Genomic DNA, 401 nt, shown 5'->3' on the forward strand with positions numbered 1-401 from the left:
CCTCGACCTTCACGAGCAGGTCGCGCGGGCCCGGCACGGGCTGCGGCAGCTCCACGTCGAGCAAGGCTTGCGGGTCGTCGATCGGCGCGGGCGGTGTGGGCTCGATCGCGATCCAGCTCGCGAAGGCGCTCGGCAAGCTGCACGTGATCGCGACCGCGTCGCGGCCGGACCGCACCCCGCGCACCGGCCGCGTCCCGGCCGAGCCAGCGCGGGGTGTCCTCGACCTGCGGCTTCGGCGCGCGCCCCTTGGTGTCCACCGGGTTCACGGAAATCTCCTCGACCTTCACGAGCAGGTCGCGCGGGCCCGGCACGGGCTGCGGCAGCTCCACGTCGAGCAAGGCTTGCGGGTCGTCGATCGGCGCGGGCGGTGTGGGCTCGATCGCGATCCAGCTCGCGAAGGC

At 74.1% G+C, this 401-nt stretch carries 2 pseudogenes; both read right to left on the bottom strand.

The annotated features are described in order from the left end of the window. Positions 1–112 (bottom strand): annotated as a pseudogene (locus G3N64_RS40510) (zinc-binding alcohol dehydrogenase family protein); the annotation flags it as partial. Between the two features lie 70 nt (positions 113–182). After that, a pseudogene (locus tag G3N64_RS39440) lies at positions 183–386 on the bottom strand (zinc-binding alcohol dehydrogenase family protein); the annotation flags it as partial. Positions 387–401 lie beyond the last annotated feature (15 nt).

This window comes from Burkholderia sp. Ac-20344, from assembly GCF_017104975.1.
Lineage (GTDB): Bacteria > Pseudomonadota > Gammaproteobacteria > Burkholderiales > Burkholderiaceae > Burkholderia.